Source organism: Sporosarcina sp. Marseille-Q4943 (assembly GCF_943736995.1).
Classification (GTDB): Bacteria; Bacillota; Bacilli; order Bacillales_A; family Planococcaceae; genus Sporosarcina.
This window is the reverse complement of sequence record NZ_OX031157.1, coordinates 1682951-1707173: the sequence shown is the minus strand read 5'-3', so window position 1 is coordinate 1707173 and position 24223 is coordinate 1682951. Positions and strand designations below refer to the sequence as shown.

The following is a 24223-nucleotide window of genomic DNA, read 5'->3' as shown; positions in this document are numbered from 1 at the left end:
GGGGTGCTCAGATGCGGAAGATAATGATTTTTATTGTCATGCTACTGTTCCTTTCACCTGCCCATGCTGAGGCAAAGTCGTACTCGGTCGATCGGGTGCAGATTAAGGGATGGGTGCAACCGAATGGCGATATGTTGGTGAATGAGGTGTTCACGTATACGTTGGATGGTTCGTTTTCGCAGTTGACCCGATCGTTTCCTGAGAAGCATTTTGGCCAGATCGATCGTTTCGAAGCTTATTTGATCGAAGGGCAGGAGCCTGTCGTCGGGGAGATCGAGGAATCTTCCATAACGAAAGCGGAGGTGGCTCGTAAAGGAAGCGCGTACCGGACAGCCATCCAGGAGGAGAATAAAACCATTTCTGTCCTCTATGTCTACAAAATGCAGAACGCGGTGACTTCATATGATACATACAGCGATTTGTCGGTCACCTATTTTGAGGGTGGCGGCAATCACGATGCGGATTTGAATAATGTGGACATTACGTACGTGTTGCCGGGTGACGCCGGGGATAAGCACATCCATGGTTTTCTGCACGACCGGGAAGGGGAAGTACGGAAGGTTTATCGCGACGGCATTTCGTTTCATACGCCCAAGTCGGCCGCATATACAGTGACGGAGACCCGTGTACTGTTCCCTTCTTCAATTATGACCGAGCAGCCAAAAATTGCCGAGCCGATTTCACTCGAAGAAGCAATACGGCAGGAACAGCAGCTCATAGATAAAAAAGAGTCGAGGTGGGCGAACATCCCCGTTGCGGAAAATGTAGCGAGTAGCTTAAGCATATTCTTCATAGTAGTGATCATATTGCTCATTCTCATAAGGCAACGGGTCTTCACTCTGTTCGGTAGCACGGATGTCGTACTGCAGACCGATCCGACGTATTTGGCTTTTGTCGAACAGAATGGCCGATTCAACCGGAAAAGCTTTCTGGCCGGGCTGTTTTCGCTCGTTGAAAAAGGAATTATCAAAGTGGAAACGACGGATTCGGCAGCACGTTTCCAAGGGGAGGAAGGTGCCCCTGAAAAGACGCTTGTCTTTCACTTGCTCCATTCGAATGAACAATTGAAGAAATCAAAGCAGACATTATTGCCCCACGAGCAGTATTTATTGACATGGCTCTTCAAAGGGAGGGTCGGTCATCGGAAATTCCATTTGCATGACATGGCAGGGCCATCCGTTCATGTCGATAAAAAGAATCGGACCCATCTGCGAAAACAACGGCAATTCTATGAAAACCACGAAGTCTGGCATAGCGATGTGCTTAGTCTTATGGAAGACGCAGGGTCGGTTTCGACGAAGATACCTAAACTGATGAAGACAGCAATCTTCCTTCTGCTTACAATAACGACGATGTACGGATTTTATGCAGACGGCGCCGGCGGCTGGGGAATTTCGTTTCCTGCTATTGTCGCAGTGATCGGGTATTATTTTTACAGTACGAATCTCGAAAAGAAGTGGCCGGCTATTCTGTTCATGATTGGAATGTTTTCTGCCGGGGCCCAAATCGTTGCTCCTTCGTTATCAGAAGCTGTCCTTTCTGCGGTCATCTTAGGTGCAATTTTATACTTCTCAATCCCAAAAACGATTCCAAGCTCGCTAACCGCTCTTTACACGAAAATGAGCATTGCGAAATTCAGGAGGCGTGTGAAGCGGGGGATCCCTAATTATCTACATCAGGACGAAGCCGATCGTTGGCTTGCACGTGCATATTTATTGAATAAATCGAAGAAAAGGCTTCCAAGGCTTACAAGGGGCTTGCCTGAATCCTCCCCATTGGCGCCCCTGTTCGCATTGCAAGTGGATCCACTTTACTTCGCCTATTCTACTTGGGGACCCCAAACGTCACCGAGCAAGGGCGGATCTTCATGGGGAAGCGGAGGATATGATTCCGGTGGTAGTTACAGCAGCGGAGGAGGAGATGGCGGGGGTGGTGGAGCCGGTGCAGATTAAATTTCAGCCTGTTGACAAACGCTCGCATCCGTTGTTGCTCGTCTCGCTCGTCCGCTCATGAACCTTAGTTCTATTCGCGTCTTCGCTCGACTTCGCGCCTAGGCTGACAAGCGTTTTCAATCAGGCTGAGGAAATCCCGATGCATCACGGCTTCCCGAAAAAGAGTGTAGACAAAGTAAAAAAAAGACTTTGTCTACACTCTAAAATGCCTGCTTTTTAATGAGCAGGCATTTTATCATTATTTTTCTTTCAATAAATCGCGAATTTCTTTTAATAATTCTTCTTTCGCGTCAAGCGCAGGCGGTTCTTCCTTCGCAGGCTCCTCTTTCCGTTTGAACTTCATTAAGAGACGAACGAATAGGAAAATCGAGAAGGCGATGATGATGAAATCAATGATGGATTGCAAAAATAGTCCATATGTAAGGGTGGTGGTACCGATTGCCACTTCAAGAGTGGATACGTCAACCTTTCCGGTGATAGCAACGACAATCGGCATAATGATGTTATCGACGAGCGATGATACGATCTTGCCGAAAGCTGTACCGATGACGACGGCAATTGCGAGGTCAAGGACGTTTCCTTTGAACGCGAATTCCTTGAATTCTTTCCACATATTTCTCACCTCCTTTCAAGTGAAATGGAGTTGTTTTTCTGTTGCCGTTCGCATATAATGGGAACAAATGTTCCGAACGGAGATGAGAGCTTTGCGACAAGCTTTACTCAAAATATGCGAGCGCCATGAATTGGCGGAAATGATCTATATGCGGGCGGATGGGACACTGACGAAAAGACGCATCCGCATTCTTACAGTCGGTATGGATTCATTCACGGCCTATTGCCATTTGCGCCATGAAAAACGTACATTCAAAACGGACCGGGTCTTGTCCGTGCAACGTGTAGTTAGCCGCGAACGGCAGGCGATTTGATCTTCATCACATAAATTCTTCTTCAGGAAACCACCGATAGACTTGCAGATCCACTTTCCCATTAGCCATGAATTCCACACCTTCCGCCTCCAGCAACTCTCGTTGCAAGCCGCCTTTTTCTTCCCGATCGGAAGGGGTCGAAATAGCGCCTTGTGCATTGATGATCCGGTGCCAAGGCAATTCGTATTTGGCGCTCATCGAATGGAGGACTCTGACGACTTGTCTTGCACCCCGCGGATTGCCAGCTGCGCCTGCCACTTGCCCATATGTCATGACCTTGCCTGCAGGGATGTCCCGAATGATCTGCACAACCCGTTCTGTAAATGGAAGCATGTCCTTCCTCCTCTTAATGAAACTATCCAAGTCACTCAATCGTACACAAGATAGGTGGAAATTAAAATGGGAGAGTGGTCATGTTGAGCAACTTATTTACGAAGCAGAGTTTCATTGGATATATCATCAAGATTGCCGGAGTTGTCGTAATCGGATGGGGTGTCATCCAGGGGATCTTCTCCTTGTCGATGATGGCACAAATGGGCGGCCACCTCATGAATGATTGGGGAGAAATGCATTATTCAAGCGGGATTACGGGAACTGCGTTGTTTGCGTTCCTCGGCATCGTAGCGTCACACTTCCTGTATGGGTTGCTGATCATCGGATTCGGAGAAGTGATTGATACCTTGCAAAAGATCTATTTCCGCATGGATCCGGAAGCGAAGCAACAATGGGAGGATGAGCGGAAGGAGAAGGAGAGTGGCGTGCCGAATCGAGAGGTGCCGTTTTGGGTGGAGCAGGAAGTAAAGACCTATTACGAAAAAATGCAATCGAACGTCCAAACGATTGAAAAGACGAATGATCCATACGTGTTCAAAATTGCGGTGGATGAGCGCGTTGACTATATGGAAGTGGGGAATTTCAAACCACGGATTCTATCCGATGAGGAAGCAGCTAGATTCACCGAATGAAAAGCGCCTCGTCAATCTTGAACGAGGCCGCGTTTCTTCCGCTTTTCAGATAGGACAAACAGGAATGCCGTAAGTGTAAGCCAAAAAGCGCTTGCAATCGCACCTCCGAGGATGTCGCTCGGATAATGGACACCTAAATAGATGCGGCTCGCAGAAATCATGACAAACATGAAAATAGCAAAGGCCACCAAGGCTGTCCTGCCTGCAGTCGATTGTATATGACGCCATAGCAAATAAGTGAAAAGCACGTAGAGACTGAAGGCCATCATCGCATGACCGCTCGGGAAGCTATAGCCACCCACTTCGGCGAGCCGATGGAACTCAGGACGCGGCCTTTTGAAAATGAGCTTCAAAGCTTGGAACAATATGATCGTCCCAATCATTGTGAAGAAAAAGAAGTAGCCTTCGCTTCTGGAGCGGAACTTCCATAATAGAAGAACGGTCCCTGCGATAGTAAGGAGCATTACGACTTTTGTGGAGCCGATGAATGTGAACGCGAGCATAATGGACGTCAACCACGAGGTTTCCAACCCTTGGATGGCATCAATGACCGATCTGTCAAAGCCGCCGATCATATCGCTGAGAATCGCTGTGACTATGAAAGCAAAGGCGCCGCCGAAAACAATACATAAAATGATGGCCACAGAAGGGCGAATTGCTGATTCCTTCAACTAGATCATCCTCTCTTCTGCGACATATTGTACAGGAAAAGGCAGGGTGCTGCATATTGTGAAGTAGGAAAGTGGGGTGGGAATGAATGGAAGTAGCCGTATTGCTCATCTGCGCGTATTTGATTGGCAATTTGCTGATGGCAACTGTCATCGGTAAATTGTTGTACCGACAAGATATCCGCTTATCGGGAAGCGGGAATCCAGGCGCACGAAATGCAGGAAGGGTGTTCGGCAAAACCGGCTTTGTTTTGACGTTTATTGGAGATGCATTAAAAGGAGCGATCGTCGTCTTGATTGCCAGATGGCTAGGGATGGACGAATGGCTCCAACTGGCATGCGTCTTTGCCGTCATGGCAGGGCATATTTATCCGTTTGTCCATAAGTTCCGCGGCGGGCAAGGGGTGTCGTCGTTCATTGGCGGGATGCTTGCATTCAACCCGCTTGTCGTTGCTTGTTTTGTTGTCGTGTTTCTAGTCTTCTATCCATTCCTGAAAAACTTCAGCCTCGTCGGTTTAAGCGCAATGGCCATGTCGCCGCTTTTCCTGTTTGGATTGACGAGGGATTGGTCGCAAACGGTTGCCGCCATACTCGTTGTCGCTTTTCTATTATTCGCGCACCGGAAAGATTTACCTTGTCGCAAAAGGGTATATAAGGAAGTAAGGCGGCCCATCGACCGTCTATTATTCAGGAACGACCCTTCACTTAGGGAAAGGAGAGATCATCTAATGAAAGAGATCCGATCCATTGAAGAATGGGAACAAGTACGGAGTCAATCGAATAAAGAGCCAGTTTTCCTGATGAAGCATAGCTCGACGTGCCCGATAAGCGCAGCGGGGTATCGGGAGTTTGACAGGTTCGAAACGGAGATTCCGAAATACTATTTAATTGTCCAAAGAAGCCGCTCCTTGTCCAATGAAATCGAAAGCGAATTGAGCATACAGCATGAAAGCCCGCAACTCTTCCTATTAAAGGACGGCGAAGCGGCATGGCATGCGAGCCATTACAAAATCAGCCAATCCAATATTAAATCAGCCGTTGAAGCGAATGGTTGAAAGTGGCAGGCATCTCTTAACGGGATGCCTCAGCCTGTTGACAAACGCTCGCATCCGTTGTTGCTCGTGTCGCTCGTCCGCTCATGAACTTTAGTTCTATTCGCGTCTTCGCTCCACTTCGCGCCTAGGATGACAAGCGTTTTCAATCAGGCTGAGAGATATGTCTATTAATCGTATCTATCTGTAAAATTGAGTGTGGACAAAGTCAAAGAACGACTTTGTCTACACCTCTGAGGCATCTCTTAACGGGATGCCTGTTTTTTTATTTATGAATTACTATGTAAAAATACAATCACTTTCCAATCACGCATAAACCCTGAAATTCACGCATAACTCCTCTGAATCCCGCATAAACGTTAAAACTCGCGCATAACTCTCCGAACGCACGCATAAAAGTAAATAATTACGCATAAATCCAGAAACTTACGCATAACTCCTACGTTCTGCTCGATTCCTTGTGAACTCCTTCACAATAAATGACACTTGTCATATGCAAAGTTATGACGTTCATCTATTTTGAAATTTGGGTAAGCATATTAGTATGGAATTAAGGAAAAATTCTCGAGGAGGCGTTTACAATGAGCAAGGAAAAAACAAAACAATTGCACAAGAATGTTGCACCTTATGCCAAATCGGATTTAAAAAAGAGTGTCATCCAACTGATCAATACGGTTCCGCCTATATTTCTTCTATGGTTCTTGGCGTATCAAAGCCTGTCGGTGTCGGTTTGGTTGACGATCGGAATTGCAGTAATTGCAGCGGGCTTCGTCGTCCGGACATTCATCATTTTCCACGACTGCACGCATGGTTCATTTTTCAAAAATAAAAAAGCAAATGACATTGTCGGTACGATTACAGGGGTTCTCACTTTGTTCCCTTATGAAAAGTGGAAACGCGAGCATGCGATTCACCACGCAACGAGCTCTAACTTGGATAAGCGAGGCGTTGGGGACATTTGGGTCATGACGGTAGAGGAATATGTTAAGGCGTCGAATTGGCAGCGTCTCATGTACCGATGCTACCGGAATCCACTTGTCATGTTCGGACTCGGACCGATATATTTAGTCCTCATTACGGGAAGAATCAATCGGAAAGACGCACGTCGAAAAGAACGCATGAATACGTATTTGACGAACGTTATTCTCGTCGCGCTATATGCATTTATGGTATGGCTCGTCGGCTGGCAGGCATTCCTCATCGTGCAAGGTTCGATCATGTTTGTCGCAGCAGCGCTCGGCATCTGGCTATTCTACATCCAGCATACATTCGAAGATTCCTACTTCGAAGAGGAATCCGAGTGGGATTACGTGAAGGCAGCAGTGGAAGGCAGCTCGTATTACAAATTGCCGAAAGTCCTTCAATGGGCGACCGGCAACATCGGCTTCCACCACGTCCATCACTTGGCACCACGCGTTCCAAACTACAATTTGGAAATAGCGCATGAGTCAACTCCGCCTCTTCAAATGGCGACGACCATCAATATTAAAACAAGCTTAGAGTCGCTCCGATACAAACTTTATGATCCGGAGAACAAGCGGTTCATCACATTCAAAGAAGTGAAAAACGCGGTCAAACGTGCCACGCCAAGCATTGATTTGAAGGATTTGAAACCGAAACGAACGAGCTTTGACAGTAAATGATAAAATGCAGCCGCCTTCCTATGAGGCGGCTGCGTGTTTTTGGTATAATGGAAGGAACAGGATGGTGACATGGATGCAAAAATGGTACAGTATCTTTCCTAAAAATACGTGGCTCAGTATTTATGCATGGATCGTTTTTTGCCTGTTGCCGTTCTTTTTCATCTTCCGGACATGGTCTGCGGTCGATATTTCAGTCGGCACCGGGTTATTAGTGCTTTATTTCATCTCCTATTTCTTTTCATTCAAATCGAAAAGCGGCCTTGTCTATATGTGGGTCAGCTTCGAAATTGTCATCAATATCGTCATGACCCTTCTGTTCGGCTACGTGTACCTGTCCATTTTCACCGCGTTTTTCATCGGGAATATACGATCAACGGTCGGTTTCTTCATCATGTATGGTTTACATATCTTTTTCACGGTCGGCGCAATTGTCACAGGATTTTTCTTGGAAATCAATCTTTTCTTGCCGCAAGTTCATTTCATCCTCATCACGGTGATCGGCGTCATCCTTCTTCCGTTCAATCTATACAACCGGAGCAAGCGTGAAAAACTTGAAGACCAGTTGGAGGATGCGAAGGAACGCATTTCAGAATTAATGCTCATAGAGGAACGCGAACGGATCGCAAGGGATTTACATGATACGCTAGGACAGAAGCTGTCGATGATCGGGTTGAAAAGTGACCTGGCCCGAAGATTGATTCCGAAAAGTCCGGAAGAGGCGGAGAGGGAGTTGGCTGACATCCGCCAAACGGCTAGTACGGCGCTGAAGGAAGTGCGCGAGCTTGTGGCGAATATACGTGCAACAAAGCTCGCAGATGAAGTGATGCGTGCCCGCCAAATCCTTGCCGCGGCGGAAATAGAATTGAGGATCGAAGGGGATTCCGATTTCCCGGTAGTGACCAATATTCCGTCAAACGTCGAGAATGTCCTCGGCATGTGCCTGAAAGAGGCGGTGACGAATGTTGTGAAACATAGCGAAGCGACGGTTTGCAAAGTCGTTTTCAAGCATTCGGAAGATGAAATTTCAATTATCGTTCAAGATGACGGCAAAGGGATGAAAAATAGGAAGTCGGTCGGTACGGGCTTGAAGGGAATGCGGGAACGACTCGAATTCGTGAATGGATCTCTTGAAATCAAAGAGGACAGCAGGACGACATTGACAATCCGAGTGCCGGTCGTCATTACACATCAAGTTGAGGAGGGGAAAGCATGATTCGAATCGTCATTGCAGAAGACCAAGGAATGATGTTAGGCGCATTAGGCTCCCTTTTGAACATGGAAGATGATATGGAAGTCGTCGGAATGGCACGGAACGGGGAGGAAGCGGTCGCCCTTGTAAAGGAGCATGAACCCAATATTTGCATCATGGATATCGAAATGCCGGTCATGACCGGCTTGGATGCCGCAGAGGAGCTAATCGGGATGGACTGCAAAATCATTATCTTGACGACGTTTGCGCGGGCGGGCTATTTTGAACGTGCGCGAAAAGCGAAGGTCCGCGGTTATTTATTGAAAGACAGTCCAATCGAAGAGCTTGTCAGTTCCATCCATGCGATTCAGGATGGACGGCGGATCTACGCGCCCGAGCTCGTCGACATCGCGTACGAGGAAGACTCGGAAAATCCGCTCACTGACCGCGAAAGCCAAGTTCTCGAACTTGTCGCGGAAGGGAAGACGACAAAGGAAATCGCCGGCGAGCTATTTTTGACACCGGGAACGGTGCGAAACTACATCTCCGTCATCCTTGAAAAGCTGGAGGTCGGCAATCGGATTGAAGCGATTTCGCGTTTCAAGGAGAAGGGATGGTTCAAATAACAGGTGCCTGCAGGTAAAGGAGCTATCTCCTTTGCCTTTTTTATTTTCGCCTGACGGCAATCGCGTCCAAAGTGAGTGGGTGCGCGCTCAAAGTAGGCCGTCCCGCGCTCAAAGTGAGTCGTCCCGCGCTCAAAGCAGGTCGCCCCGCGCTCAAAGTGAGCACACCCACGCCCGAAGCAAGCCTCACCGCTCACCGGAAATCGCCCATCCGTATACCTGATATTTCCACAAATTCAGAATGTCCGCCCTTCTGTGAATATGCTATGCTTTTCTTAGCAATATCAAAAGGGGGATCCGCATGACACAACACACTTTATCGAACGCACAGGAACGGGATCGGCAAGACAAACTCGCTTCCTATAGGGGCGAATTTTACATACCGGCCAACACCATTTACATGGATGGCAATTCACTCGGTTTATTGTCGAAGCGTGCGGAGCGCACATTGCTAGATTTGCTCGCGTCATGGAAAACCCTTGGCATCGACGGATGGACGGAAGGGGAGCATCCGTGGTTTTACTTATCCGAGCAAGTCGGTGAGAAAATGGCACCGCTCGTCGGGGGAAAGAAAGGCGAAGTCATTGCGACCGGCTCCACGACAACGAATTTACATCAGCTCGTCTCGACGTTTTACAAGCCTGACGGCAATAAAACAAAAATCCTCGCAGATGAACTAAATTTCCCGTCGGATATTTATGCGCTGAAAAGTCAGCTCCGTTTGAAAGGTTATGATCCGGATACTCATCTCATCCGCATCAAAAGCCCAGACGGCCGTTATTTGTTGGAAGATGACATTATCGAAGCGATGACCGATGACGTCGCGCTTATCGTTTTGCCGGCAGTCCTGTACCGAAGCGGGCAGGTGCTTGATATGGAGAAGTTGACGAAAGCTGCAAATGAACGGAATATCCCGATCGGCTTCGACCTTTGCCATTCGATTGGTGCGGTCGGGCATTCGCTCCATGACTGGGGGACGGATTTTGCGTTCTGGTGCACGTATAAGCATTTGAACGGCGGGCCGGGTTCCGTTGGCGGCCTGTTCGTTCATGAAAAGCATTTCGGCAAAGCGCCGGGGCTCGCTGGTTGGTTCGGCTCGAAAAAGGAGTCGCAATTCGATATGGATCATATGATGGATCCAGCGTCGGACGCCGGCGCATATCAGATTGGAACGCCCCATGTGCTCAGCTTGGCGCCAGTCATCGGGTCCCTCGATATGTTCGAGGAAGTGGGCATATCGGCAATCCGTGAAAAATCGCTTGAGTTGACGGGTTATATGCTTGAATTGATTGAACAAGAGCTGCCGGAATCGGGCTTCACAATCGGGAATCCGGTCGACGGAATACGCGGCGGCCATTTATTGCTCGAGCACGAAGAAGCGGCTCGCATTTGCAAGGCGCTGAAGGAAGATGGCGTCATACCGGATTTCCGTGCGCCGAACGGCATACGGCTCGCTCCTGTCGCCCTTTACAATACATTTGAAGACGTTTGGCATACAGTACAGAAGCTGAAAGTCATCATGGATGAAAAACGATACGAAAAGTTTGAGAATAAAAGGGGGGTTGTCGCATGACGGATAAGTGGATCGATATTTCGCAACGGCTGCATAATGGAATCGCCGAATGGCCGGGAGACACGCCGTTTACCTATAAAGTCGAGTTCCCGAAAGCAGACACGGGTTCCGTGAACATCGGAAAGATGACGACGAGCACGCATACGGGGACGCATATCGACGCACCGTTCCACTATGACGATGAGGGGATGAAAGTGCATGAGCTGCCAATCGATGTGTATATCGGAAAGGCTCGCGTCATTGACGTCTCGGGGCTTGAAAGCGTCGGGCGCTCCGATTTGAATGGAATCGACTTCGGCGATGTGGAACGTATTTTATTGAAAACATCAAGCCGTCCTGATCAGGATTTGTTCCCGGAAACGTTTACGTATTTACGGGCGGATATCGGTCCTTTATTGAAAGAGCGGGGCGTGAGGCTGATTGGAGTCGATACGCCTTCCGTCGACCCGGAACATAGCAAGACGTTGGATGCCCACCATTCGTTGTATGACAATGACGTACTCATTTTGGAAAACATCGTTTTGGAGAAAGTAGAACCGGGGGACTATGAACTGATTGCCTTGCCATTGCCGATTGAAGGCGGAGATGGAAGCCCGGTACGCGCAGTCGTTAGGAAGTGGTCGTCATGAGTGACAAAGGGATTCATACGGATTTTCGGGACAACATGACGTACGGGGAATATTTACGGCTCGATAAAGTGCTCTCCAGCCAGGAGCGGTTGTCCGGCCACCATGACGAAATGCTGTTCATTATCATCCACCAAGTGAGCGAGCTTTGGATGAAGCTCATATTGCATGAACTGAACACGGCGATCGAGTTGATTGAAGAAGACGAACTGCCGGAAGCGTTCAAAATGCTGGCACGCGTTTCCCGGGTGCAGACGCAGATCATCCAGGCATGGGACGTCCTTTCGACGTTGACACCTGCCGAGTATATGGAATTCCGCGAAAGTCTAGGTCGCGCATCGGGCTTCCAGTCCTACCAAAATCGGCTGATCGAGTTTGCGCTTGGCTACAAAAAGCCGCATATAATGAAAATCTACGAGAAAGACCCCGAGCTCGCGAGCGAATTGAAAACCGCCTATGAAGCGCCGGGCATTTACGACGTCGCCATCCGCGCACTCGCTCGGGCAGGTTTCCCGGTCAATCCAGATTTGCTGACACGTGATTTCTCTGTCACATATGGAGGCGATCCGACCGTGGCAGCCGCCTGGCTCGAAGTATACCGCGACGTCGACCGTTATTGGGACTTGTACCAGCTTGCTGAAAAGCTCGTCGACATCGAGGACAGCCACCAGCAATGGCGCTTTCGCCATATGAAAACTGTGGAACGGATCATCGGCTTCAAAACGGGCACAGGCGGCTCGTCAGGCGTCGACTATTTGAAATCCGTCCTCGACCATAAATTTTTTCCTGAACTATGGGACGTACGGACGAAATTGTGAATGAAGTGAGAGAGGCTATCCAATTGGGCGGCCTCTTTTTGAAGGAATCTATAATTGTCAAAGGCATTCAGCGCGATGCGCAGGCACTCAATTACGCATAATCTCCGCGAAATACGCCTAAGTCCTGCAATCCGCGCATAAACTCGGCCAGAAACGCATAAACTCCACGAATTGCGCATAAATCCTAAAATACACGCATAACTGCACAGAATGCCGCATAAATCCCTCCAAAAACGCATAAAAACCCCGCCGGCTCACTCCGGCGAGGCTTCAATATCCTCAAATCGTATCTCTTTCATCTCGCCTCTCATCATCTGCAACAGCGAATGCCTGACAACGGTCTCCCCGACAGTAACCAGCCCGATATTGTTCTCTGTCTCGACAATCGCTCCTCTTTCCATTCTTAAATAACGGAGCGCCTCATGCCATTTCGCATCTTTCGGGCAACTGACCGCTTTCCCGCCGTTATGAATCGAAAATGACACATCGCAATAGCGGTACATCGTCCTCTTCCGCTGCCTTGCATTTCCCCAAATCGCCACTTTCATCAGCTTTCCCCAAACTCCCGAAAAGCTCATATTATGGGAAGGGCTGCTCGTGAACTGCAAAATATCGAGCGTTTCCCGTTTCGACGTCAGGCGCGACCGGACCGCGGAAGCATAATGGACATCCCCCGACAGAATGATGCAACGGGACAGACTCCAACGGAACAATTGGCCGATGAAATCGGTGAATCCTCTGCCGTTATATTTCCACGCCTCAAAGTCAAGCACTTCATGAATCGGAAATCCGAGCGCACGCAACGGATACACATATGAATGGAGCACCGATTCAATGAGGCCTAACCCATACAATGGTGTCGGCGAAACGATAATCAATGGATCTCCCCGTGTCCACCGGGATTTCAGAAGCGTCCGCGCCGTCACTTTCCAACCTGACGGGCCGATCAGTCTCGGCGTCTTAACCGTTTCCTTAAACATGTGACCGACTTTCACAGGTTTCGGGTCTTGCTCAAAATGACGCATCGTCCTCGTATCTAAAAATAGCGCAGCAGGTGTAGTGGGCGCCACGAATTGCCAGCCATAGAATGACCAAAGCCGATTCGCCCATACTTCATAAGCAGTTGAGTCAGCAATGAACCCGTCGAAATGACTGCACATCGACTGTAGGAACCCCTCCCCGAACCGTTGTGGCTCATTGCCCCAACCTTGGAACGCCCAGTATGCACAAAGCCCGTTCGCAATAACGTGTTTCCCTAGAGGCGAAGCGAGCACCGCGCTGCGCCAGTCTGCGGATAAATTCCAGTCATCTGTCACGTCGTGGTCATCGAATATCATATACGTAGGCACATTTGCAAACAGCCTCCGTATCCGATGTAGCGAACCGATCGTCTGCAATAGATGCCCGACTTGCTCTTCAAAACGGGTGCGGATCTTCTCCAGTTCATCTTGATTGTCCGGAAAATAAACGTATAAGCCATCCTCCCTCACCAACTCATCGAACGTAGGGAGAAAAACATCCTTCCACATCGCTGGACTCCATGACAGCAAATACATCGCCGCATATTCCCCGAACGTAAGCAGATGATTCGAAGCATTGGCCGAAGTGAACCGGCAAAATCGTTCCGTTATAAACTGCCGTCCATTCACTTGCCGGATGGCAGTAGCAAATGGCTCATCTTGCAGATGCGAATCGAACTGCCAAAGGTCCTCCTCACCAATATAGTGTTCGGCAACCGTTCTGATGACTGGAAATAAAGGATCCGCCACGTCATCCGCGTAAATTTGGTCACCGGTAAGAAACAAGGCGCTCGGCCTTGCCGCAAGATTACTCGTTTCCCTTTGCAGTAGCGCATCTGCTGCAACGAGGGCATCATCTCCCTTCCCGTGGAATTTCCGACAAGACGCATATAGAAAAGTTGGAGCTGCACTAGCGGGGATGAAAAACGAAGGGTAGGGAAGTCCATCGTACGTAATGGAATCTTCATTTTCATGAATCAAACCGAGGCTTGCCAAATTACATATGTTTTTTCCAACGCGAAAAAGCAGGTCATAGCCAAGGAGTGTATCCGTTGGAAATTGCCCATGCACCTGCACAAGGTGAATGAACAAACGATGGCCTGCTCGTATTGATGTCGTATTCGTGGCGGTATCGAGCGGAATAAGCGTATCTAATACATAAATGGCAGCGTCCACTTCGACAGGACAGTCCGTCGCCACCCAAATGGCAACAGAATCCGTATCCACCCGCCGTAACATCGGCCCTGCTAAAATCCCCGCACTCTCCATGCAAATCACCACCATCACTGACGTTATTACTAGTAGCGTATTCAGTCGGGATGATGAAGGTGTGTGCGAGGGGGAATGACCCAGGAGAGGGTTTTCTCCTTACATTTCACATATCTTCAGAAATTCTTCAGAAAGTCCATGCATGAATCTTCATAGTTGTTGTAGACAATAGAAGTATAAAAGGGAAAGGTGTGGTTCTTCCAATGAAAAAAATACTTGCCATCATATTTCTAGCCGCATTGGCATTTTTCTTCTTCATTAAAGACAAAGACGCACGCAAAGAGGCAGATCCCCTCTACCATGAAGCGAAGGCTGCCATCGTCCTTGAGGCGGATTCGGGAAAAATCCTCTACGAGCAAAATGCCAAGGAGGCGTTGCCGATCGCCAGCATGTCTAAGCTGATGACCCAGTACATCGTCCTCGAAGCGATTTCCGACGGTCGTCTCTTATGGGATAGTCAATATAAACCATCCACAGCGGCGTTGAACCAATCGAAACATGCAGTCATTTTAGGGATGGACAAGCATAAGACTTACAGTGCCCGTGAACTGTTCACCGCGATGACCGTCACTTCCGCGAATGACGCAGCGATCGCACTCGCTGAAATGGTAAGCGGCTCAGAAAAAGAATTCGTGGAAGAGATGAATGCAAAAGCAAAACGATTCGGCTTGCGAAACACCCGATTCATCAATGCGACGGGACTGGATGAGGCAGAGACGAACCGGGCGACTGCGCGGGATGTCGCCGCCATCGCGAACGAACTTCTCACCGAATATCCCGAAGTGCTGGACTTCACCCGCTTGACAGACTTCACGACGAGCGAAGGAGCGAGGCTATGGAGCACGAACCTCATGCTTCCAGGGATACCGCAAGAAATGACAGGCATGGAAGGGTTGAAAACGGGGTACACACTGGAAGCCGGTCCTTGCTTTGCGAGCACAGGCGTCTATGAAGGAAAGCGGATCATCACGGTCGTCATCGGCGTCGGGTCGGAAGGAAGCGATACGTCTACACCCCGTTTCGAACTGACTCGCGATTTGATTGACCGCTATGTATTGTTAAATGAATAAGTAAGCGGCCCTGCATGTTATAATGAGAGAAAGTTTTTATAATGGGGGCAGATATCGTGAATGAAACTGATAAAGAAAATTTAATCGAAAGATTGCCATTACTGCAAAAAATCATCGAAAAACAAGAAGTGCTGTGGCAAAACCCGTTGAACGGAACCAGTGCGGCAGGCATTGCCCAATCCGGTATTTCCGAAGCCGACGTGAAGGACGCGAGCGAACGGCTGAAGCGTTTTGCCCCATACATTAAAAAAGTGTTTCCTGAAACAGAAGGTGCAAATGGCATTATCGAGTCACCGATCACCGCCATCCCGAAGATGAAAGAAGCGCTCTCTGCTCCATATGAAACGGAAATTCCCGGGGAATTGCTGTTGAAGCAGGACAACGCCCTTCCGATATCGGGCTCCATCAAGGCGCGTGGCGGCATTTATGAAGTGTTGAAGCATGCTGAAACGCTTGCCGTGGAGCATGGACTCATTCAACCGGACGAGGACTATGCGAAGTTTGCAGAGCCGGAATTCCGTAATTTATTCGCTAAGCATAAAATCGCTGTCGGTTCGACTGGAAATCTCGGACTGAGCATCGGCATCATGAGTGCGAAGCTCGGCTTCAACGTCACAGTCCATATGTCTGCTGATGCGAAGCAATGGAAGAAAGACCTTCTCCGTGAAAAAGGCGTGACCGTCGTTGAATATGCGGATGACTACAGCAAAGCGGTCGAGGAAGGCAGACGCCAGGCGGAAGCGGATCCACTTTGTCACTTCGTCGATGATGAAAACTCGCTCGATCTATTCCTCGGCTACGCGGTCGCGGGTGAGAGAGTTGCTGCACAATTACAGGAAAGCGGCAAACAAGTCGATGAAAACAATCCACTCTTCGTCTATTTGCCATGCGGAGTAGGCGGGGGACCGGGGGGCGTCGCTTTCGGACTGAAGCTTCAATTTGGCGACAATGTCCATTGTTTCTTCGCCGAACCGACGCATTCACCTTGCATGACGATCGGCATGATGACCGGCTTACATGACGCAGTGTCCGTTGCAGACTTCAACTTGGACAATCAGACAGCGGCAGACGGGCTTGCGGTAGGAACGCCATCCGGGTTCGTCGGCAAGAAGATGGAGCCGCTCCTTGAAGGCTGCTATACGATCGCAGATGAAACGATGTTCAAATTGCTGACGATGATCGCTGATACCGAGGATATCCGACTCGAACCGTCCGCTCTTGCGGGAATGACAGGACCCGTTCAAGTGATCCGCAATGAAGTCCCGATGGCGAATACAACATCCGCAACCCATCTCGTCTGGGCGACAGGCGGCAGCATGGTGCCAGAAGCGGAAATGGATATGTACTACGGAATCGGCAGGAAATAATCGAGCTATTTCCTGGGAAATCGACACACTTCGGGAAATATTTCGTTAATTGTGACTGGGAAATGTAGTATTGACGGCGTTTTTCGATAGAAATATAGATGGGATTAATCGGGAAATTAATTCAGATAATATGAAAAGGGGCCGGAAATAATCATTCGGCCCCTTTTTACATCATTCACTCATTCTTCATCTCTTTATGCGAAAACGGACATTTCCCGACAATCGGTTCAACATCATCGCCGATGAAAAACTGCTTCCATTCATTGTGCGTCGGGTCGCCGTAATGGCTAATATCCGGATGCTTCGGCAATTGATCCCACACTTCGACACGTTCACGCACCTTTTCCCTCGACATGATGCCGCCTTGTTCAGTGCCCTTCAACCCTTCAAAAATACGACGAGGTTGGAAGCCTAGCACCATTGATTGCCCCAAATCCCTTGTCTTCCTTTGCTTGTAGGCAGGCGCGTTTCCGAACACGAAGATCGGCTCGCCGCCAAAATGGAAGTCCCACAAATAATGGTCAGGATCACGTGGGCTGTCAGCTGGCCATTCGGTCTCATCGACATCGTGCAAGTATTGCAGAATGTCCCAAAACTGCTTCCGGTATGATTCCAAATCGCCTTCCGTCTCAAAAGGCTCCACGAAGACGAACAATCCATGCCGCTTATGCTTCGGATCATCGAACAACTTCAAAAAGGCATGGAGAGCAGAAGGCAAGTTCGACCAGTCCTTCTGTGTCACATACGCATAACGCAATTCACCCTTCAATTCACCGCCCATACCGAAATAACACGGAAACGTCTTATCCGTCACCGTCTCATGGAACGTCCGATAGCTTTCCAGCAGCCAATCCGGCAAGTCTGCCCTTGTTGTAAAGTCCTCTTTCGTCAATAACGTATTTGTCTTTTCATCAATCAATCATGATTCCCCCAATCTATACGTAGTTATCCAATTCCCTTGTCAGGGGACCCTAAAACTTGGGTTTAGCTTGATTGGAAGAGGGAATAGTTGCTTGAGAAAAAGATGTGGAGGATGAAATAATGAGTTCCCCTGTGGACGATAAATCAAAAACGAAGTGCAATACAGAATATGATTCATTGAAGCGAGTCATTCTTTGCCAGCCGAAATTCATGGCAATTGAAGAAGTCATCAACCATACGCAAAAAGAATACGCTGACGAAAACATCGACGTAGAGTTGGCGTTGAAGCAACACCGGGAATTCGAAAAGCTGCTCCGAGAACACGGTGTGGAAGTAATCAACTTGCCTTCTTCTGAACAATTTCCTGAGCAAGTATTCACCCGCGATATCGGCTTCACGGTCGGAGAAGAAGTATTCGTCGCCGAAATGGCAAGAGACATACGAAAAGGCGAGGAAGAGGCGCTCGAGGAATTTCTCGAAGACGCCAACATCCCATATCAGACGACGACCGACCGAGTAGAAGGCGGTGACGTCATCGTCGATCGCCACAAAGTGTACGTCGGCATCAGCAGCCGAACATCCGACGAGGCCGTCCGCAATTTACAACGAAATCTGCCGAATCACAACATCATCCGCATTCCATTCGATGAAAAATACTTACACCTTGATTGTGTATTCAACATACTATCGCCTGAAATCGGCCTCATCTTCCCGGAAGCACTGTCAGCAGACATGGTCGAAACACTTTCGCAATCCTATAAGCTGATCGAAGTGTCGCCGGAGGAGCAATTCACAATGGGCACAAACGTCTTATCGATCGGTGGCGGCAAAGTATTCAGCCTCCCGCAAAACGAACAAGTGAACACCGCCATGCGCGCCCAAGGATTCGAAGTCATCGAAGTCGACTTCTCCGAAATCATCAAATCCGGCGGCTCCTTCCGCTGCTGCTCCATGCCGCTCGAAAGGGACTAAACCTCACGTACAGTGAGGTTTTTTGGTGGAATAAACCCCAAAAACGCATAAATGCCAATTTCTACGCATAAACCGCCAGAAAACCGCATAAATGCATTTAAATGCTCATAAATCCGACTAGAAACGCATAAATCGCTTTTTTCGCGCATAAAACTCAAAAAGCACGCATAAATCCTCTTGCAACGAGATTGGCGCTTTCTGTATGAAAAAACAGGCATCTATTTTCAGGATGCCTGTTAGAATATCTTTAGTAGTCAGTGGTGAAGACTAAGGTCCTTATTTTTTTAGTACGGCATCTGCCTTGTATTCCCCTGTCCCCGGGTTGTAAGTGACAGTTACGGTGTAGACAAAGGTGGCAATAACATAATCTTGTGGTGAGTACTTTTTGCCACCTGATTCTGGATGTGGATTTCCAATAGCCTCTCCCAAATCATCTTCTCTTACAACTTCTATAGATCCATCGGAATTGTGAATTTCATAGGTAGCTATTACTTTAAAGTTGTTAGGCACTTTTTGCCCGCCATTAGGTTTCAGTGTTAATTTTAGAATTTCCACTTTTACTGGTACCGGCGCCTCAGGCGCTTCAGGCGCCATGTAATCAGCAGTTTTCGTGAAGATTCCGATATCATCTGTCAGCGAATAGGGGAATGTATGCATCATCGCTGGTTTAAGTCCGGTTAATTTGACGGAATCCGTTGTAATAATACCTTTCCTATCTGTGATGGTGATATCAACTATACCAGAGTACGTTTTTGTGGGTTCATGAAATTCCCAATTTACCGGAGAAAATGTAATGTCTTGGTAAGCGAACGGTACAAATAGTGTTGTATCGTGGACTTCCACGATATCTTCCACTCCATTTACAGGTACCGATATAGCCGCTGTAGTATCAGGATTACCTTCGGACCAATACTCAACTTTATCGTACGTTAATGTAAATTGATTGTTTGGACGGTCATAAGCCCATTTTGGATTTTCTGCAAACGTATTGACGATAAAAGGCACATGAATTTTTTGCGTAACAGTAGGTGCACTTGTGTGGACTGTACCTGCAGTCTTTCCATTCGCATAAATGGTTTTAGCGGAAACTTCGAAATAAATGTCATCTTTCTTTTCCGATACATCAACAACTGCCTCATACATCCACGTCTTATCGCCGGTCTTTGTAATCTTTATGTCTTCTGATTTTACTCCAGAGATTGAAAAGACGAGCTGTGGTCCATCGAGGACAACTGTGCCAGATAGGATAACTTCCTTGGCGTGCCGTGGTACATCATCGACTTTGTTGAACTTAATAACACCTGTCTGGACTTTCTGTTCTGTTCGACCTGTGTCTTTCTTCTCTTCCTTAGGGGCTGCAGATACAATCGCTCCACCTGCACTAAATAGCAACGAACCAGCAACGACGGTAGACAAAACCTTTCTTGATAAAACATTCTTCATTTGACACTCTCCTCTTATTTATGTGTTTTTTATAAGAGGGTCGGTTACACTATTTGCTCCACGTGGTCAAAGTGTCCATGTAAGGACCACGTTTCATTGCGCCCCTAGTATACATAAGAAAAAATGGAACCCATACAAGACGATCAAGCAACCTTGCTGTATTGAACATCCATAAGAGAATTATATAAGAAAATAAGATAAAAAGAACTAGTTTTTTATCGACAAATTAAGACAAAAGACCTCTTTTTATGACTTTGAGACTTCTGTTTACTATCTATTTGTCAAAAAGATATTTTGTGCTCTTTATTCAAATAAACAGGCACCCATATCAGGATGCCTTCCGTCTAATTCTTAAGCAATCTATAGATAGTTAATCTTTGCCGACATTTTCATAAGTGGCATAGTGTGTTTTCTTCTTAGCATCATAATGCACAGTTACCTTATAGACATAACCGGCAATTTCCCATTTTCTTGTTGAAGGATTTTTGCTTTTTGACCCTGGACCTGGATTTCCGAAATTACCATCTAAATAATGTTTCTTTGCCTCAACTGTTCCGTCAGAATGGACCAATTGATAAGACGCTTCCACTTTAATTTGATTCTTATTCTGTTGAACGGTATTAAATTTGAGGTTCTTCACTTCTTTTACCCCAACATCAACCGGTGTTGCAGGTGCCTTATAGGATACCTTTTTTGTAATCGTCCCGAATTTATCTGTTAGGGAATAGGGGAGTTCATGCACTTGCCCTGGCAGCAGTCCGTTTCTCGTAACTACTTCCTTTCTGACAACCCCTTTACTATCTGAAATAAAGATAGTAAATGTAGCCGAATACCTTTTTGCGGCTGCATCAAATTTCCACGTTGCTTCTGGAGAGAACGTAAAATCTTGGTTAGCAGTTGGAATCAATAGTATTGTATCGTAGATTTTCACACTATGGTTTAGTCCGCTTAAGACTACTGAATGTGCTGCGGTAACAACAGGCTTCCCAACGGACCAATACTCAACTTTATCGTACGTTAATATGAATTGATTGCTCGAACGGTTATATGCCCACTTTGTATTTTCCGCAACCGTGGATGTGATATACGGTACATGGTTCTTTTGTGAAACAGTTGATGCACTTAGCCCCGTTTGTTTCGTATCTGCTTTCGGTGCTGCAGTTACAACCGCTCCACTCGAGCCAAAAAGTAACGAACTAGCAACTACAGTAGACAAAACCTTTTTTGAAAAAACTTTCCCCATTTGACACTCTCCTCTTATTTTAAATCTGAGGGCCGTCTACATTATATTCATGAGGAGAGTCAAGTGTTCATATCAATTTGATCGTTCCGTTCTACAAATACAACCCCGCCAAAAAAATCCCCAAAGCTTCCTCATAAATTTCCCCAAACTGAGCAATCGGCAATGGATTAATACCGAATCCTAACTCGACAGTGAACCCTGGCCTGCGCCAATCTTGAATGAACCAATCCTTATAGCCGGCGTAGCTTTCGATTGTTTGGACCGGTTCATAGCCGCTTACCCGGCTAAATTCATTGACCATCGTTTCCGACTCAGGAGGCTCAAGTCCCTGATACCCCCAGTATATGACCTCGCCTTGTGTATGGAACGCGAGAACCCAAGCGAAGTCCCGTAACCGTGTCAAGTCTGCCATTGCAATAGCTTCCGGCTCGGAGAGTGGTCGTTCGCCGCCATAATCCCGGGGACCCGGGGTTTTCGGGTTGCGTGTGCGTTCCAAATCCCAATTAGCCGGGAACTGATCATTCAGATCGACACCTCGAATATTCGCCTTCCATCCAGAGAAATCCGTGCTGCCATTGTTCCATTCGATGACTCTCGTTCTCCACGGCTCCGTCTCTGGCGGTCCTTGCTGCACGAGTGTAACGCCGTCAGGATTCACCATCGGAACAATCGATAAGGTGGATTGTTGGTACAAAGGGAAAGTGGACAAACCGCGTATCGGAGTCTGATTTGTCAAGGAAAGCAAATAATCATTGAGGAAGGTCATAAGGACTGGCGTTGTAATCCATTCATTTGCATGGAAGGAAGCGTTGTAGTGGACCCGTTTCGGGCCGGTGCCAATTTGAATCTCAGGAATGCTCCTGTCGAGAACCGAATTTCCAATCGACTCGTTCAGGATGAAGGGATACACGGATTGAAGTCTTCTCAAATCGTTAATCATGGTCGCATAGCTATACGTCTGCTCTCCGTTGACGAGCCTCCACGTGATGCGCAAAGGAACCCGGATCGTCTGACCGATTTGCAAGCGGTTTGGATTGAGCGTTGGATTCACAAGGAGGATCGCTTCGAGGGGGACATTTCTTCGCTGCGCAATCAACCATAACGATTCTCCCTGATTGATCTGCACCTCAAACGCCACATACCCCGGAATTCGAATCCGTTGCCCGACCGAGAGAACCTGCAAGTTTGCATCACGATTCGAATCTATGATCAATTGAAGCGGAACCCTGAATAACTGGCTATAATACCAGAGAGAATCTCCAGGCCGCACTGTAATGTCCATGCCGTTCCTCCTCTATAGGGAAGTGCACAACTGATAGTAGTATATGAGGTGTGGGTGGGGGTGTACTACTTGCATAAGAAGGGAAAGGGTTACTAAACGGTGACAAGTTTTTGGGAGTCGGTGATAAAGTGCTTCAAGTCGGTGATAAACAGTGGAGAGTCGGTGTTAAAGTCGCCTGAGTCGGAGTCGGTGATAACCTTCACCGCCCATCAAAAAAGGACTATCCTAAGATAGCCCATCCATCAGCCGCGCAATATATTCTTCATATCAATCGAGAGCTCTGGAAATACAAAAGAATTTAGCGTATCATCCACGCCGAACACCTTACGTCTGCTATATCGACCATCCGAAAGACCATACAGCTCAATCGTATGATTTAGCGGGTCGACAAGCCAATATTCCTTCACTCCAGACCGTTCATATAATATAAATTTCTCATTACGATCTTTCAGCGCGGTTGAAGGAGAAAGAACTTCTACTAACAAATCCGCAACCCCAATTGCCCGATTCGAATGGATGGTTTGCTCCTTGCAAAACACAGATAGATCTGGTTGCACAATGGTATGTTGATCGCTCTCTTCCAGTTGCACATCAAAAGGCGCTATAAATACAGAACAACCACTCTTCCCGAAATGGGATCGCAGGGCGAAAAACAATTCACCAACAATCTGCTGGTGGGCAGTAGAAGGGGCAGGCGTCATATTATACGGAATACCGTCAATCAATTCCCATCGCCCATCCCAACCACATATGTCAGCAATTGTGTAACGTCGATTTGTTTCCGTCTGCGCCATGCTAATCTCCTCCCATCATTTAGTTAAGTTTAACACATTAATTATTTGAATACTTTGTGCAAAGCAATTATTTATGAAGCAAAAAAGCTACGCGATGATAAATGGATAAAAACGATGATAAATTCATGTGAGTCGGTGATAAACAGGGGAGAATCGGTGATAAAGCCCCACAAGTCGGTGATAAACAGGCGAGAGTCGGTGATAAACTCTCCCAAGTCGGTGATAACCTAGTCCATCCATCAAAAAAGGACTACCCGAGGATAGTCCAGTCCATCAAACGTCCGACTCCACAATATGATTGTCATCATGCATCGGGCTTTCATACGCTACGAGCGTGACACCGAGCTCATCCTCCAAAGCACTTAACGCATTCAACTGCTCCTCGCTCAACTCCGCAAATATTTCTCGTTCTGGCATCATAGATGACACACCCTTTCAACTTTATCGTTAGGGTGTCCAGCAAGAGTGAGGCTATACAAAAAATCCACATAAGCCCGGAGAGCCTAGTGGATGTAAACTTGTCCTATTCTTTTAGCCAACTTGCCAAGGACGATTGACCTTCGCCTTTTTCTTTGGCTGCTTGGCACCTAATTCAGCCCGCGTCATCCGCTGGGGCTCCATCCCTTTCTCAATGCGTGAACTCACTTCTCTTGATAGAGTGTAAAGGTTAGGTGCGAAAAAGACTCTAGTTGACACGTGGCCACAGTCCGGGCAGTCCGCTATTTCTTTATTGCCGGCCATTGATTTGAAGAACAGCGTAAATTCGCCGCAGTCCTTACAACGGAATGTATAATTAGGCAAAATGAGT

24 protein-coding genes and 1 riboswitch are annotated in these 24223 nt (G+C 47.6%); of the genes, 13 read left to right on the top strand and 11 right to left on the bottom strand.

What is annotated here, in order from left to right:
* The first annotated feature begins 11 nt into the window (after positions 1–11).
* A complete protein-coding gene (locus tag NIT04_RS17660; RefSeq protein ID WP_252504814.1) occupies positions 12–1952 on the top strand; it encodes a DUF2207 domain-containing protein in 1941 nt (646 codons plus the stop codon).
* Between the two features lie 238 nt (positions 1953–2190).
* On the opposite strand, the gene mscL is transcribed toward NIT04_RS17660, so the two are convergent.
* The gene (mscL, locus tag NIT04_RS17655; protein WP_252504813.1) at positions 2191–2565 is read right to left on the bottom strand and encodes a large-conductance mechanosensitive channel protein MscL; all 375 of its coding nucleotides are present in this window, start codon (positions 2563–2565) and stop codon (positions 2191–2193) included.
* 91 nt (positions 2566–2656) lie between these two features.
* Here mscL and NIT04_RS17650 point away from each other — a divergent pair, with 91 nt between their 5' ends.
* On the top strand, positions 2657–2878 hold the full coding sequence (locus NIT04_RS17650; RefSeq protein WP_252504812.1) for a transcriptional regulator: 222 nt from the start codon (positions 2657–2659) through the stop codon (positions 2876–2878).
* A gap of 6 nt (positions 2879–2884) precedes the next feature.
* Here NIT04_RS17650 and NIT04_RS17645 read toward each other — a convergent pair whose 3' ends face one another.
* The gene (locus NIT04_RS17645; protein WP_252504811.1) at positions 2885–3211 is read right to left on the bottom strand and encodes an MGMT family protein; all 327 of its coding nucleotides are present in this window, start codon (positions 3209–3211) and stop codon (positions 2885–2887) included.
* An 83-nt stretch (positions 3212–3294) separates the two neighbouring features.
* Between NIT04_RS17645 and NIT04_RS17640 the strand changes: the two genes are divergently transcribed.
* Positions 3295–3843 (top strand): hypothetical protein, encoded by a 549-nt coding sequence (locus NIT04_RS17640; protein ID WP_252504810.1) that lies wholly within the window; start codon positions 3295–3297, stop codon positions 3841–3843.
* An 11-nt stretch (positions 3844–3854) separates the two neighbouring features.
* Here the strand turns inward: NIT04_RS17640 and NIT04_RS17635 are convergent, their stop codons facing one another.
* A complete protein-coding gene (locus NIT04_RS17635; protein ID WP_252504809.1) occupies positions 3855–4514 on the bottom strand; it encodes a phosphatase PAP2 family protein in 660 nt (219 codons plus the stop codon).
* An 86-nt stretch (positions 4515–4600) separates the two neighbouring features.
* Between NIT04_RS17635 and ytxJ the strand changes: the two genes are divergently transcribed.
* The 7 genes from ytxJ (at position 4601) to kynA (ending at position 12035) form a co-directional block, all read left to right on the top strand.
* Positions 4601–5566 (top strand): bacillithiol system redox-active protein YtxJ, encoded by a 966-nt coding sequence (ytxJ, locus tag NIT04_RS17630; protein ID WP_252504808.1) that lies wholly within the window; start codon positions 4601–4603, stop codon positions 5564–5566.
* A gap of 578 nt (positions 5567–6144) precedes the next feature.
* Positions 6145–7206, top strand: a complete 1062-nt coding sequence (locus tag NIT04_RS17625) for a fatty acid desaturase (protein ID WP_252504807.1) — start codon at positions 6145–6147, stop codon at positions 7204–7206.
* A gap of 73 nt (positions 7207–7279) precedes the next feature.
* A complete protein-coding gene (locus NIT04_RS17620) occupies positions 7280–8419 on the top strand; it encodes a sensor histidine kinase (RefSeq protein ID WP_252505143.1) in 1140 nt (379 codons plus the stop codon).
* Positions 8416–9021, top strand: a complete 606-nt coding sequence (locus tag NIT04_RS17615; protein WP_252504806.1) for a response regulator transcription factor — start codon at positions 8416–8418, stop codon at positions 9019–9021. Before NIT04_RS17620 ends, NIT04_RS17615 begins: the two co-directional genes overlap by 4 nt.
* A gap of 298 nt (positions 9022–9319) precedes the next feature.
* Complete coding sequence (gene kynU / locus NIT04_RS17610) at positions 9320–10591, top strand: kynureninase (RefSeq protein ID WP_252504805.1); 1272 nt, start codon at positions 9320–9322, stop codon at positions 10589–10591.
* The gene (kynB, locus tag NIT04_RS17605) at positions 10588–11220 is read left to right on the top strand and encodes an arylformamidase (RefSeq protein WP_252504804.1); all 633 of its coding nucleotides are present in this window, start codon (positions 10588–10590) and stop codon (positions 11218–11220) included. The genes kynU and kynB overlap by 4 nt, the downstream gene beginning before the upstream one ends.
* Positions 11217–12035, top strand: coding sequence for a tryptophan 2,3-dioxygenase (kynA, locus tag NIT04_RS17600; protein ID WP_252504803.1), 819 nt, complete (start codon positions 11217–11219; stop codon positions 12033–12035). The genes kynB and kynA overlap by 4 nt, the downstream gene beginning before the upstream one ends.
* Positions 12036–12289: 254 nt before the next feature.
* Here the strand turns inward: kynA and NIT04_RS17595 are convergent, their stop codons facing one another.
* The gene (locus NIT04_RS17595) at positions 12290–14323 is read right to left on the bottom strand and encodes a hypothetical protein (RefSeq protein WP_252504802.1); all 2034 of its coding nucleotides are present in this window, start codon (positions 14321–14323) and stop codon (positions 12290–12292) included.
* Between the two features lie 203 nt (positions 14324–14526).
* Here NIT04_RS17595 and NIT04_RS17590 point away from each other — a divergent pair, with 203 nt between their 5' ends.
* Together NIT04_RS17590 and NIT04_RS17585 are read left to right on the top strand one after the other, a co-directional pair.
* A complete protein-coding gene (locus NIT04_RS17590; protein ID WP_252504801.1) occupies positions 14527–15393 on the top strand; it encodes a D-alanyl-D-alanine carboxypeptidase family protein in 867 nt (288 codons plus the stop codon).
* 56 nt (positions 15394–15449) lie between these two features.
* Positions 15450–16760: a D-serine ammonia-lyase gene (locus NIT04_RS17585; RefSeq protein ID WP_252504800.1), complete on the top strand. Its 1311-nt coding sequence runs from the start codon at positions 15450–15452 to the stop codon at positions 16758–16760.
* 175 nt (positions 16761–16935) lie between these two features.
* On the opposite strand, the gene NIT04_RS17580 is transcribed toward NIT04_RS17585, so the two are convergent.
* Positions 16936–17676 carry a YqcI/YcgG family protein gene (locus tag NIT04_RS17580; RefSeq protein ID WP_252505142.1) on the bottom strand — a complete coding sequence of 247 codons (741 nt, stop codon included), beginning with the start codon at positions 17674–17676 and terminating at the stop codon, positions 16936–16938.
* A 125-nt stretch (positions 17677–17801) separates the two neighbouring features.
* On the opposite strand from NIT04_RS17580, the gene NIT04_RS17575 reads away from it, so the two are divergent.
* Positions 17802–18653 (top strand): dimethylarginine dimethylaminohydrolase family protein, encoded by an 852-nt coding sequence (locus tag NIT04_RS17575; RefSeq protein WP_252504799.1) that lies wholly within the window; start codon positions 17802–17804, stop codon positions 18651–18653.
* A 276-nt stretch (positions 18654–18929) separates the two neighbouring features.
* Here the strand turns inward: NIT04_RS17575 and NIT04_RS17570 are convergent, their stop codons facing one another.
* The 6 genes from NIT04_RS17570 to NIT04_RS17545 form a co-directional block, all read right to left on the bottom strand.
* Positions 18930–20096: a hypothetical protein gene (locus NIT04_RS17570; RefSeq protein ID WP_252504798.1), complete on the bottom strand. Its 1167-nt coding sequence runs from the start codon at positions 20094–20096 to the stop codon at positions 18930–18932.
* A gap of 29 nt (positions 20097–20125) precedes the next feature.
* Positions 20126–20209, bottom strand: a riboswitch (cyclic di-GMP riboswitch).
* Positions 20210–20466: 257 nt separating this feature from the next.
* Positions 20467–21339: a hypothetical protein gene (locus NIT04_RS17565; protein WP_252504797.1), complete on the bottom strand. Its 873-nt coding sequence runs from the start codon at positions 21337–21339 to the stop codon at positions 20467–20469.
* A gap of 91 nt (positions 21340–21430) precedes the next feature.
* Positions 21431–22621 carry a M14 family metallopeptidase gene (locus tag NIT04_RS17560; protein WP_252504796.1) on the bottom strand — a complete coding sequence of 397 codons (1191 nt, stop codon included), beginning with the start codon at positions 22619–22621 and terminating at the stop codon, positions 21431–21433.
* Between the two features lie 242 nt (positions 22622–22863).
* Entirely contained in the window at positions 22864–23415 is a 552-nt protein-coding gene (locus tag NIT04_RS17555; protein WP_252504795.1) for a Uma2 family endonuclease, read from the bottom strand.
* Positions 23416–23688: 273 nt separating this feature from the next.
* Positions 23689–23835 carry a hypothetical protein gene (locus tag NIT04_RS17550; protein WP_252504794.1) on the bottom strand — a complete coding sequence of 49 codons (147 nt, stop codon included), beginning with the start codon at positions 23833–23835 and terminating at the stop codon, positions 23689–23691.
* A gap of 111 nt (positions 23836–23946) precedes the next feature.
* The gene (locus NIT04_RS17545) at positions 23947–24216 is read right to left on the bottom strand and encodes an FmdB family zinc ribbon protein (RefSeq protein WP_252504793.1); all 270 of its coding nucleotides are present in this window, start codon (positions 24214–24216) and stop codon (positions 23947–23949) included.
* Positions 24217–24223: the final 7 nt, after the last annotated feature.

Excerpts from the sequence above, each read along its gene's own strand:
- NIT04_RS17660 (WP_252504814.1), top strand. The coding sequence starts at position 12 with ATGCGGAAGATAATGATTTTTATTGTCATGCTACTGTTCCTTTCACCT.
- mscL (WP_252504813.1), bottom strand. The coding sequence starts at position 2,565 with ATGTGGAAAGAATTCAAGGAATTCGCGTTCAAAGGAAACGTCCTTGAC.
- NIT04_RS17645 (WP_252504811.1), bottom strand. The coding sequence starts at position 3,211 with ATGCTTCCATTTACAGAACGGGTTGTGCAGATCATTCGGGACATCCCT.
- ytxJ (WP_252504808.1), top strand. The coding sequence starts at position 4,601 with ATGGAAGTAGCCGTATTGCTCATCTGCGCGTATTTGATTGGCAATTTG.
- NIT04_RS17625 (WP_252504807.1), top strand. The coding sequence starts at position 6,145 with ATGAGCAAGGAAAAAACAAAACAATTGCACAAGAATGTTGCACCTTAT.
- NIT04_RS17620 (WP_252505143.1), top strand. The coding sequence starts at position 7,280 with ATGCAAAAATGGTACAGTATCTTTCCTAAAAATACGTGGCTCAGTATT.
- NIT04_RS17615 (WP_252504806.1), top strand. The coding sequence starts at position 8,416 with ATGATTCGAATCGTCATTGCAGAAGACCAAGGAATGATGTTAGGCGCA.
- kynU (WP_252504805.1), top strand. The coding sequence starts at position 9,320 with ATGACACAACACACTTTATCGAACGCACAGGAACGGGATCGGCAAGAC.
- kynB (WP_252504804.1), top strand. The coding sequence starts at position 10,588 with ATGACGGATAAGTGGATCGATATTTCGCAACGGCTGCATAATGGAATC.
- kynA (WP_252504803.1), top strand. The coding sequence starts at position 11,217 with ATGAGTGACAAAGGGATTCATACGGATTTTCGGGACAACATGACGTAC.
- NIT04_RS17595 (WP_252504802.1), bottom strand. The coding sequence starts at position 14,323 with ATGGAGAGTGCGGGGATTTTAGCAGGGCCGATGTTACGGCGGGTGGAT.
- NIT04_RS17590 (WP_252504801.1), top strand. The coding sequence starts at position 14,527 with ATGAAAAAAATACTTGCCATCATATTTCTAGCCGCATTGGCATTTTTC.
- NIT04_RS17575 (WP_252504799.1), top strand. The coding sequence starts at position 17,802 with ATGAGTTCCCCTGTGGACGATAAATCAAAAACGAAGTGCAATACAGAA.
- NIT04_RS17570 (WP_252504798.1), bottom strand. The coding sequence starts at position 20,096 with ATGAAGAATGTTTTATCAAGAAAGGTTTTGTCTACCGTCGTTGCTGGT.
- NIT04_RS17565 (WP_252504797.1), bottom strand. The coding sequence starts at position 21,339 with ATGGGGAAAGTTTTTTCAAAAAAGGTTTTGTCTACTGTAGTTGCTAGT.
- NIT04_RS17560 (WP_252504796.1), bottom strand. The coding sequence starts at position 22,621 with ATGGACATTACAGTGCGGCCTGGAGATTCTCTCTGGTATTATAGCCAG.
- NIT04_RS17555 (WP_252504795.1), bottom strand. The coding sequence starts at position 23,415 with ATGGCGCAGACGGAAACAAATCGACGTTACACAATTGCTGACATATGT.
- NIT04_RS17550 (WP_252504794.1), bottom strand. The coding sequence starts at position 23,835 with ATGATGCCAGAACGAGAAATATTTGCGGAGTTGAGCGAGGAGCAGTTG.